Source organism: Corallococcus sp. bb12-1, from assembly GCF_026626765.1.
GTDB classification, from domain to species: domain Bacteria; phylum Myxococcota; class Myxococcia; order Myxococcales; family Myxococcaceae; genus Corallococcus; species Corallococcus terminator.
Genome location: NZ_JAPNJZ010000016.1, coordinates 289,406 through 299,491 on the forward strand (window position 1 = coordinate 289,406; position 10,086 = coordinate 299,491).

General features: G+C 67.0%; 9 protein-coding genes. 5 read left to right on the forward strand and 4 right to left on the reverse strand.

Annotation, left to right across the window (positions count from 1 at the left end):
* Positions 1-13: 13 nt before the first annotated feature.
* The 3 genes from OV208_RS20310 to OV208_RS20320 all read left to right on the forward strand — a co-directional run bounded on the left by OV208_RS20310 (position 14) and on the right by OV208_RS20320 (position 4,361).
* A complete protein-coding gene (locus tag OV208_RS20310; RefSeq protein WP_267575499.1) occupies positions 14-1,957 on the forward strand; it encodes an FG-GAP-like repeat-containing protein in 1,944 nt (647 codons plus the stop codon).
* Between the two features lie 668 nt (positions 1,958-2,625).
* Positions 2,626-3,009 carry a hypothetical protein gene (locus OV208_RS20315; RefSeq protein WP_267575500.1) on the forward strand — a complete coding sequence of 128 codons (384 nt, stop codon included), beginning with the start codon at positions 2,626-2,628 and terminating at the stop codon, positions 3,007-3,009.
* A gap of 29 nt (positions 3,010-3,038) precedes the next feature.
* Entirely contained in the window at positions 3,039-4,361 is a 1,323-nt protein-coding gene (locus tag OV208_RS20320) for a metal-dependent hydrolase family protein (protein ID WP_267575501.1), read from the forward strand.
* A gap of 15 nt (positions 4,362-4,376) precedes the next feature.
* On the opposite strand, the gene OV208_RS20325 is transcribed toward OV208_RS20320, so the two are convergent.
* Together OV208_RS20325 and OV208_RS20330 are read right to left on the reverse strand one after the other, a co-directional pair.
* Positions 4,377-4,622: a hypothetical protein gene (locus tag OV208_RS20325; protein WP_267575502.1), complete on the reverse strand. Its 246-nt coding sequence runs from the start codon at positions 4,620-4,622 to the stop codon at positions 4,377-4,379.
* Entirely contained in the window at positions 4,619-5,761 is a 1,143-nt protein-coding gene (locus OV208_RS20330) for a hypothetical protein (protein ID WP_267575503.1), read from the reverse strand. The genes OV208_RS20325 and OV208_RS20330 overlap by 4 nt, the downstream gene beginning before the upstream one ends.
* A 146-nt stretch (positions 5,762-5,907) precedes the next feature.
* Between OV208_RS20330 and OV208_RS20335 the strand changes: the two genes are divergently transcribed.
* Positions 5,908-6,888 carry a hypothetical protein gene (locus OV208_RS20335; RefSeq protein WP_267575504.1) on the forward strand — a complete coding sequence of 327 codons (981 nt, stop codon included), beginning with the start codon at positions 5,908-5,910 and terminating at the stop codon, positions 6,886-6,888.
* 184 nt (positions 6,889-7,072) lie between these two features.
* The gene (locus tag OV208_RS20340) at positions 7,073-7,918 is read left to right on the forward strand and encodes a hypothetical protein (protein WP_267575505.1); all 846 of its coding nucleotides are present in this window, start codon (positions 7,073-7,075) and stop codon (positions 7,916-7,918) included.
* 3 nt (positions 7,919-7,921) lie between these two features.
* On the opposite strand, the gene OV208_RS20345 is transcribed toward OV208_RS20340, so the two are convergent.
* Both OV208_RS20345 and OV208_RS20350 read right to left on the reverse strand, forming a co-directional pair.
* The gene (locus OV208_RS20345) at positions 7,922-9,328 is read right to left on the reverse strand and encodes an EH signature domain-containing protein (RefSeq protein WP_267575506.1); all 1,407 of its coding nucleotides are present in this window, start codon (positions 9,326-9,328) and stop codon (positions 7,922-7,924) included.
* Positions 9,329-9,336: 8 nt separating this feature from the next.
* The coding region (locus OV208_RS20350; protein WP_267575507.1) for a hypothetical protein at positions 9,337-10,086 on the reverse strand (750 nt) is incomplete at its 5' end.

The following is a 10,086-nucleotide window of genomic DNA, read 5'->3' on the forward strand; positions in this document are numbered from 1 at the left end:
TATAATCGCAGTCATGCGATTCTTCCGAACCGGTTTCGTGCGCGCCTTCGTGCTGGCGTCCATGGTGTGTGCCTGTGGTCCGCAGGAGGGCGCCGACCTGCCCTCCAGCGGTGCTTTGCTCGGGGAGGCCCGTGCGGCGGCGGTGACGGGCCACCGGGCCTTCCGGGTGATGACGTACAACGTGCGGGGGCCGCTGGACACGGGGGTGCGTGCGTGGCCCAACCGCAAGGCGGCGGTCATCCAGCGCATCCTCGCGAACAACGCGGATGTCGTGGGCGTGCAGGAGGCGCAGGCCCCGGCGGGTGGGCCCAGCGTGCCTGCGGACCTCATCGCGGGGCTCACGGGCACCGACAAGCCCTATGCTGTCTACAATCCGGGCGGTGGCAGTCCGAAGCTCATCTTCTTCAAGAAGAGCCGCTTTGAGATTGCCCCCGAGGTGGGCCAGGGCAACGAGGCGCTGGTCAATCCCTACAGCGCCAGCGCGACGTGCTTCAGCCACGCGGAGGGCAAGAAGATCTCCTGGGTGGGTCTGCGCGACCTGACATCCGGGCAGGTGTACTTCGTGGCGAACACGCACTTCGCCTACGCGGCGGAGTGTTCGCTGGGGCGGATCAAGGAAGCCGCGCAGATGGCCGCGTTCCTGGCTTCGAAGCCGGGTGGCCTGCCGGTCATCGCGATGGGCGACTTCAACGCGGACGCGCAGGGACAGTCCACGCCGGGGGAGAGCACCATCGAGGACCTGGAGGCGGGGGCGAAGCTGTTCCGCACCGCGCGCTTCGACGGCACGACGGGCGAGGACGACGCCACGTTCAACAACGCGTGGGACGGCACGCCGTCCACGAGTTACTCGCGGCTGGACTACATCTTCCACAACGGGGGCGCGCTCACCTCGTCCGCGCCGGGCATCGACCGGACGGAGAGCGGCGGCAACACGCCGTCGGACCACTACCCGGTGCTCGCCACCCTCCGTCCGGCCATCTTCGCCGCGGGCTCCACCTTCTCCCCGACACCCAGTGGGGCCTCCGCGTCCACGCAGTTGTTCTTCGCGGACGTCACGGGGGATGGCTGCGCGGACCGCATCACCTGGAACTACTCGGTGGGCGAGGGCGAGACGTGGGTGGCGAAGTCGAAGTGTGACGGCGGCTTCGCGACGGCGGTGAAGAACGCGGGCGCGACGAGCGGCGTGGCCACCACGCGCTTCTTCTTCGCGGACGTCACCGGGGATGGGTGCGCGGACAAGGTCCTCTGGCGGCCGACGCTGGGGGACGGCGAGGTGCGCATCTACCCGTCGAAGTGCGACGGGAGCTTCGGGGACCGCGTTTCCGCCTTCCAGGCCGCCAGCCAGAGTGAGTCCACGCGGCTGTTCTTCGCGGATGTCACGGGGGACGGGTGCGCGGACCTGCTGCGCTGGAATCCGAAGGAGCGGAGCGGCGCCTTCGAGACCTTCGTGGCGAAGTGCGGCGCGACGCCGTCCTTCGGCGCGGCGGTGCGGAGCACGGAGGGGGCGAACACCAGCGAGGGCACGCGGGTGTACTTCGCGGACGTGGATGGGGATGGCAAGGCGGACCGCGTGCTGTGGAACCCCGCCCAGGACGGGGGCCGCACGCGCGTGTACCGGTCCACCGGAGCGGGGGCCTTCGCCTTCGCGTTCGCCCACGATGCGGGCACCAGCGGCGTGGACACGACGCGCTTCTACTTCGCGGACGTGGATGGAGATGGCAAGGCGGACAAGCTCTTCTGGCGCCCCACGTTCCGCCAGGGTCGGATGCAGATCTACCCGAGCGCCGGGACGAACTTCGCGGGCAACCCGGTGATGGACAACACCGGCTACAGCGGTTCGGAGAACGCCGGCTTCTTCTTCGCGGACATCGACGGCCGGGGCGGCGCGGACAAGGTGTACTGGAACCCCGGCAACTACGACGGGGACACCAAGGTGTTCCGCTCGCTGGAACAGTGACGTGAGTCATCCAGGTCTGGCGTCGTCGCCACGCGGCGGCGCCGGACCAGGCTTGACGGTGCCCACGCCTCACCCCACCCAAGCATCATGATGCCAGCGGCCCAGCACCCCACTGAGAGTTGACATGACACTGCGTCGACGTCCTGCCGTGCGTGCCTCCCGTCGCCCATTCCTGGCATGTGGAAAATCCCTGTTGTGGGCACTCGCACTCATCAGCACTGCGTGCAGTGCCGACCAGAAATCAATCCGACGGGAGGACGCTCTCGATTTCGGCACGGCAACACCCGTCAGGACCGACAACAGGATTCAGGACTTCATCCGTTTCACCAGCACCAACAGGGACTGCGACCAGGAGCAGATTGAGTGCTTCAGGACGTGCTGGAACTCACCGCCACCCTGGCCTTACAAAAAAGGCGATAAAAGCTACGGCACGTACTGCGCAAACCTCTGCCTTAAGAAGTACATGCGGTGCATCGACGAACTCAAATCCAGTCCCGTATCATTCTCCTCGATGCGAGATGCGCGGGACTGGGTTCATGAGAACAGGACGGTGCTGCTGGTTGGGACCGTCCTTTTCGTTGCAGGGGCTGCGTTCATCGTAGGAACTGGTGGTTCGGGAACATTGATTCTCATACCCCTCGCAGCCGCCCTCTAATAGCATCGGCCCCATGGACTCCCCTCTCGACGACTTCGAATTTGACGCCCTCTTCCCTGTCATGGAACGGCTCTCCAAGGCGTCGAGCCCCGAGGAAGAGCGCGTCCTGCGAATCGCTGCCTACGGGCTGCACTACCTCCACAAGCTGTCGATGCTCGACGGCTTCAGGATGTATCTGCGAGACGCGGATGCGCCCGCCACCGACGAGAACCTTATCGAGCAGGAGTTCGTTTCGATGCCGGACGCCCGCAAATGGCTATCGCAGGCGCCGGGGCAGAACGTCGGCACCCTGGTCAGGATCGCAGGGAGGACCCACGCGGTCTGGAGAGAAGCGTCCGGCGAACTCACCCTGGTTCCTTCCCTGACGCCGCAGGACCTGGAGAAGCACCAGAAATGAGCATTCCGACCTTTCAAGTGTGGCATTGAATGGGTCACCGTTCGACCGTGTCCTCCGCCATGCGCTCCCAGCTTCTCGCCACCGTCCTGTTCGCAGTCATCGCGTCCGCGTCCGTCCGGGCCCAGTCGCCCGCGCCCGCGCCTCCCCGCTCGTACCTGCTGCGTCCGGCGCGCGTCTTCGACGGCACCACGCCCAGGCCGCACACGGGTTGGACGGTGCTGGTCACCGGTGAGCGCATCGTCGCGGCCGGTCCCGCTCAGGGCGTGAAGGCGCCCGAGGGCACGGAGGTCATCGACCTGCCCGGGACCACGCTCCTGCCCGGACTCATCGAGGGCCACTCGCACCTGTTCCTGCACCCGTACAACGAGGCGTCATGGAACGACCAGGTGCTCAAGGAGTCCCTGGCGCTGCGGGTGGCGCGGGCCACGAACCACGCGAAGGCCACGCTGCTCGCGGGCTTCACCACCACGCGGGACCTGGGCACCGAGGGCGCGGGCGATGCGGACGTGGGCATCAAGCAGGCCATCGACCAGGGCATCATCCCGGGCCCGCGCATGCTCGTCACCACGCGCGCGCTGGTCGCCACCGGCAGCTACGGCCCCAAGAGGTTCGCCTCCGAATGGGCGGTCCCCCAGGGCGCGGAGGAAGCGGACGGCGTGGATGGGCTGGTTCGCGCGGTGCGCGGACAGATGGGGCGCGGCGCGGACTGGATCAAGGTCTACGGCGACTACCGCTGGGGCCCCAATGGCGAGGCCCTGCCCACCTTCTCCCTGGAGGAGATGCGTCTCATCGTGGAGACGGCGAAGAGCGGCGGCCGGCCGGTGGCGGTGCACGCCAGCACGCCGGAGGGCATGCGGCGCGCGGTGCTGGCCGGCGCGGAGAGCATCGAGCACGGCGACGGCGGCACGCCCGAGGTCTGGAAGCTGATGGCCCAGCGGGGCGTGTTCCTGTGCCCCACCCTCGCGGCGGGCGACGCGCAACTCCAGTACCGGGGCTGGAAGCGAGGCGTGGATCCGGAGCCGGAGTCGCTGAAGAAGAAGAACGCGGGCCTCAAGGCCGCGCTGTCCGCGGGCGTGCCCCTGTGCGTGGGCGGGGACTCGGGCGTGTTCGCGCACGGGGACAACGCGCGGGAGCTGGAGCTGCTGGTGGCCCAGGGCGTGACGCCCGCACAGGCGCTCCAGGCCGCCACCTCCGGCAACGCGCGCATGCTGCACCGGGAGGACCGCCTCGGGCAGGTGAAGCCCGGCCTGCTCGCGGACCTCGTCGCCGTGGAGGGAGACCCCACGCAGGACATCTCCGCCGTGCGACAGGTGCGGCTCGTCATGAAGGGCGGCACGCCGTACCGGCGCTGATACCCAGGCGCGTCCTCAAGGCCTCGCACGTGACGCGCGGTCCAGCACACCGTCCAGGAGCCCCGCGAGCAGCAACACCGGCGCGGCCAGCACCGCGCCAAACCATGCCAGCACATAGAGCAGGCCAAAGCTCGCGCCCCAGGCGCCGCCCATCACCGTGCCGGACAGCACGCCCACGTACTGGCGGCCTCCGGTCAGGTGCAGCAACAGGAAGACGGCGAAGAGGCCCAGCGCAGCGAGCACGAAGGGACGGCGCATCATCGGTGTGACTCCAGGCGAGGCGACGTCATGGCCAGACGCCAGAGGGGACCTTCCACCAGCGAGTACAGCAGCACCGCGTCCGCGAGCAGGTTGCCCGCGGCGAAACGCAATCCGGTCTCATCCCGCACCGGAAAGGCCGCGAAGTGGAGGCTGGTGAGCAGGCCGTGCAGCACTTCCTCATCGTCGAACGCCGCCGCCCCCACGAGCGCCAGCCCACTGGAGCCCGCATTGGCATTCACCCACGGAATGGTTGGCCCGGAGTCGATGTCCTGGACCGCCTCCCCTTCCGCCGGCCACTCCGCCGCCCACGCGAATCCGAGCGCCTGTCCCATCAACGCCTGACGGGCCCGCTGGTACTGCTCGCGAGCGAAGTCCGCGTCCACCACCTGGAGCATGTGCGCTGCGAGCCACAGCGTGGAGCCCTCCGGCCCGTCCTTCGTCACGCCTTCGTAGGTGAAGCTCGACACGAGCAGGCCCTGCTTCGCATCCATCAGGTGCTCGCGAGCGGACACCACCCACCGGCGCAGAAGCGGGCCGTGGTCTCGCCCATCCACCAGGTCGGAGAGGCGCAACGCCGCGAGCGCCGCCGTGTTGCAGAAGGTCCAGCCCTCGTCGGGATAGCTCTCCCCTGAGAGCACGGGCGCGCGTTCCAGTTGGCCGGTGATGAGATCCACGCGCTCGCGCAGCAGCGGCGCGTAGTCCGCGCGGGGCTCTATCAGCTGACGGGCGGCGAGCATCAACGCCAGCTCCCCATCCACGAAGAGGCTGCGCCCCGCCGGGTCGCGGAAGGGAGCCCCGTTCACGTAGGGCAGGAAGAAGGCCTCGTGGGCCCGGCGTTCGTCGCGCAGCGTCCGGGCAATCCACGCATCCACGACGGCCAGGTGCTCCGCCTTCCGCGCGGGCTCCGACAGCGCGAGGTTCGCGAACGAGAGCACGGAGAAGGTGCGCACCATCAGGTCCCACTCCGGATTGGTGCGGTGGAGCACGTCCCGCTCCACGCTCTCTTCCTGGAGTGAGAACACGCGCTGGCGCGAAGCCAGCGCTCCCGCGAGCTCCGACAGGTCACCGGGCGGGAACACCCGATGGATCATGGGGAGCCACACCGCCACCGCCAACACCAGGAGGAGTCCGCGTCGCATGCCCGGAGTGTCGGTCCCCGGTCCTGCGGGGTGGGGCCCCTCGGGTCCAGCGGTCGAGCCAGGGGGGCGAACGGTCGCAATGTCCCAACCTGCCGGCCCCGGGTGTCTCAACCTCCATGAGGACATCGGGTTGGAAGGCACTGGGAGTGGGGACGTTCGTGTTGGGACTGGGCGGAGTCCTGCCACCTTCGGCGGAGGCGTGCGGCGGCCCCGTCTGCCAGGGAAAGGATGTCCGCATCGCACGCTCCGCGACCGGGGACGTGCCCGCGAACGTGCCCGCCCTGGTGGCCGTGCACCTCTTCCGCAGGACGTTGGACACCGGAAGCGTCCGGCTGCTCACGGCGGAGGGCGCTCCCGTGGAGGCGACGGTCACCTCCGGCGCCCTCGGAAGCGCGGCCCTGGTGCCCACCGAACCGCTCGTTCCCGGAAACACCTATCGCATGGAAGTCGCCAGCCCCTGCACCCACGAGTCCCAGACCGAGGCCGCGACCTTCACCGTGGGACCGGCGCTGCCGCTGCCAGGTGTTTCAGGTGTCCTGGAGGCCGGGACTGAACAGCACGGGCCCCTGCAGGTCTACGGCGGCGCGATGTGCTCGGTGGAGGTGGAGGGCAGCACGCGGGTGCTGGGCTTCACCCCCTCGCCGGAGCTGGTGCCCTTTCTTCCGTGGGTGCACTGGACGCTGAAGGTGGATGGCCAGCCGTGGGCCCAGGCGGAGCACGGCGCCGTGGGCCCCACGGGCGAGTTCACCGTCGCGAACCGGCTCATCTTCACGCGCGATCTGCTGCGCCTCTTCACGGTTTGTGACGACTCGGCGGCCGTCGAGCGCCCCAGCGACCCGGGCCTCGCGCCCGGAGTGCATGTGGCCACGCTGCAACCGGTGCTTGAACACTCAGGGATCGCCCTCCCACCGATGGAGGTCTCCTTCACGCAGACGTGCCCGAAGGCCCCCGACCCCACCGACCCGACCGACCCCACTGACCCTGTCGACCCCACCGACCCCACCGACCCTGTCGACCCTGCTCCCAAGGAGGAAGGCTGCGCCCAGGCAGGCGGGGGCCTCACTGCGATGGGGCTCCTCACCACCCTCCAACTCTGGCGGTACCGCTCCCGCACGCGCCGGACCTGAGCACTGTCCCATTCCACCGGTCTCGGGTGTCTGATGAGGCATGCTCGGACACGCCTGGAAATCGGTGACGGTGGGAATGTTCCTCCTGGGAATGGGAGTCGTCCTCCCGCCTTCGGCGCGAGCCTGCGTCGCGCCCAACTGCATGCGAGGGGTCCGCTTCCCGCTTCCACCGGACAGCGGGAGCGTGCCCACGAACCTTCCGGGTCTGGTGGTCGTCCCACCGCTGCTGGAGAGCGTGGATCCGACCACCGTCCGGCTGCTCCTGGAGGATGGGACGCCGGTGTCGGCGACCGTGACAGCGGGCGCCCACTCGACCCAGGTCCTGGTCCCGGAGGCACCGCTGGTGGAGGGGACGGAGTATCGCCTGGAGGCGACGGGCGTCTGCTCCTACCAGGGGACCCAGACCGCGGAGACGACCTTCACCGCGGGCGCGGCCCTGCCGCTGCCCACGACGTTGGGAAGCCTGACGGCACAGACGCCACGCCGGGGAACCTTCGTCGTCGACGCGGATTCGAACTGTGGAAACACGCAGCAGGAGGGCGACTCCACCAGCCTGCGCTTCACGCCGTCACCAGAGTTGATGCCCTTCCTGCCGTGGGTGAGTTGGACCGTACAGGTGGATGGAGCACCTTGGTCCTACGCGAAGCACGGCGGGGTGACCGCGACGGGTGAAGAGAACTTCGACACCCGCCTGTACGAGTACAACCGCAGGCTGTTCTTCCTCTACACCGTCTGCGAAGAGCTCCAACCCCAGGCCCCGAACACCGGCCTCGCGCCCGGCCGCCACCGGGCCACGCTCCAGGGAACACTGGAGCACGCCAACCTCACGCTGCCGCCATTGCACGTGGACTTCGAATTGACGTGCGCCCAGAAGCCGGTGGATCCGGAACCGGAGGAGCCCGAACCCGAGGAGCCCGGCCGTCCTTCCTCCGGTGGAGGCTGCTCGCAAGCCGGCGGAAGCCTCGCGGCCCTGGGCCTCCTGGTGACGCTCCGTCTCTGGAGGCGGCGCAGCACACAGAGCGCCGGTTGAATCTCAGCTTCCTATTCGCCGCCCAGACTTATCCCGCTCAATGCCCAGGCCAAGAAGTTCCTGCTCAAACCTGAGTTCCCACCTGGGGAGATGGATCAGCTTGCGCACGCGATAGGCACCGGTCTGATCCTTGAGGTGGTCAGCGTGATCAATATTCTTGCCCTTCCGCATTCGCTCCAACTCGCCTTGTGGATATATAAACGTTGCGTTGTTCGTCTGGGAAAACTCCACCACCGAGTAGCGGTCAAACGAGAGGCAGAACGCGCTCACTGCCCCCTCAGGAAAACGTTTCGCCCTTCGAAAAGCAGCCTGCTGTTCGGCGGGCAAGGTCGCCAGTTTTCGAGCCAAGCTGTCGTATGTTGCTGAGTCCAGCCAGCACGTAGTTCTGCGAATGGAACCGAGATAGCACAACCAGAACCGACGGCGGTCCTCCTCGTGCATTGCCCGCTCGAAGAAGAACTCCAGGTCCTGTTGGATGAGCACAGTCAGAAAGGCATCGAAAGCGGATTCAGCAAGACCTCGGACCAGCGTCCACGCATGGGTCAATTCCGTGAGCCGCGGATCCACGAAAACACTGTCCCTGGCGATGAGACGCTCCTCCAGTCGCCCCCGAACCCCTGCTTCGGCCTGACCTCGTGCCCAACACTCCAGCGAAGCAGCGACCACGGCCACGCGTGCCTCCAGCGGAGCTGTCGCTGCAACGTTATCCATGTTGTTGTGCGGCATCCAAGCCCGTCCGACTCGGTCGTCCACAAGAAATTTCAAGCCCTCCGAGACGTCTTGTCGTCCCTGGAGTCTGCGGCGCAGGTGCTCGGCCACGACGTGCCCCGTGTAGTTCACCCCCGGCTTGAGACCCAGGTTCCTGAGCATTTCGACCGCCTCCTGGAGAGGCCGGTTGAGCCAATGCTTCGCCAGGATTCGAGGTCCCTCTTGCCCAAGGGCGCTCTCAATGGACATGGGCAGCCCCCACCGGAGTGAACCTGCATCCACGGGGCACTTGCCCGCCAGCCGCGCCCACGCGTCCTGCTGAGGCTTTTCCTCGGACGTACTCCAATCCCGGAGGCGCTGTCGGACCAGACGCGGCAAGCTCTCTGGGCTCCTCGAGAGAAACCAGTCCATGCGATCCAATCCAACCTCACGCCACAACGCTGGAACGGCGCGTTGCTCCCGGCGGGAGAGACTTGAGAAGTCTTGCGAGTCCAGCTTCTTGAGCACGGCCTCCACGTTGAGTGTCTGCCGCGTCCGCTGCAATCGCTCCGGTTCGCGATCGTCTGACCGCGACTGGGCTTCCTCCACACGCACAGCAAGCTGCGCCACTCCATTCTCGATTTGCTGATGAAAGACGCTTAGCCCCGCCAAGAAGGTCTTCTGCCGCGCTCGCACTTCATCCAGCCAGGAGTCCAATCCCATGGTGCCTCCTACAGCCTCAGATCGCCGCGGACGCGAATCACGAGCCTGCGGTTGGAAGGCTCGTTCCCGGCCGTGCCAGGACGAGGAGCCGTCTGCCCACGTCCTGAAACCACGAAGTTCGCATCCAGGCAGTCCCGTTCATACCCCGCGTCCTTCAGCTGACTGCGCACCGTGAAGAACACTTCCTGCGCACGTGACGCGCTGGCGCGAACATTGTTCTCGAAGCTGAACTGGGAGACCCCGTAACGGACACCACATTCGCCACTGGTCCCAAGAAACGGTCGATCATCCGTGTGCCCTTCAAGAATGATTGAAGGTTCTGCTCCCGCATCACGCATCGCATCCACCGCCTCGCAAACACGATGAATGAGGGGAACAGCGCCGCGCTCGAACTGCTCGACGTATGCAGCAGGAGTACGGCATTGCCCGAGACCAAACTGGAGGTTCTTGAACTCGATCTCCAGCGCGTTCACGCCACCATCCAGCCCGCTCAGCGCGATGAACCCCCCATCGAGCTCGGCATCCAGCGTCACGAGGTCATCCCTCAACGAAAAGAGTGAGGCTTGAACGCCATCTTTCTGCGAGTCCACTTTCCCGATGGCCACCTCCTTTTCGCGGATGGCCTCTTCCTTCTGCTTGCGCGCCTCAAGGATGAAGATGACGGCAAGCAACAGGAATACAACCGCGACGCCCGCCATCAAGTCCGCGAGGGACCGGTCACTGCTCTCCCCCGATGAACTCACGACTTCCTCACCTGC

What these genes read in the sequence shown, in the direction of transcription:
- OV208_RS20310 (WP_267575499.1), top strand. Translation starts at nt 14, where the DNA reads ATGCGATTCTTCCGAACCGGTTTCGTGCGCGCCTTCGTGCTGGCGTCC.
- OV208_RS20315 (WP_267575500.1), top strand. Translation starts at nt 2,626, where the DNA reads ATGGACTCCCCTCTCGACGACTTCGAATTTGACGCCCTCTTCCCTGTC.
- OV208_RS20320 (WP_267575501.1), top strand. Translation starts at nt 3,039, where the DNA reads ATGGGTCACCGTTCGACCGTGTCCTCCGCCATGCGCTCCCAGCTTCTC.
- OV208_RS20325 (WP_267575502.1), bottom strand. Translation starts at nt 4,622, where the DNA reads ATGATGCGCCGTCCCTTCGTGCTCGCTGCGCTGGGCCTCTTCGCCGTC.
- OV208_RS20330 (WP_267575503.1), bottom strand. Translation starts at nt 5,761, where the DNA reads ATGCGACGCGGACTCCTCCTGGTGTTGGCGGTGGCGGTGTGGCTCCCC.
- OV208_RS20345 (WP_267575506.1), bottom strand. Translation starts at nt 9,328, where the DNA reads ATGGGATTGGACTCCTGGCTGGATGAAGTGCGAGCGCGGCAGAAGACC.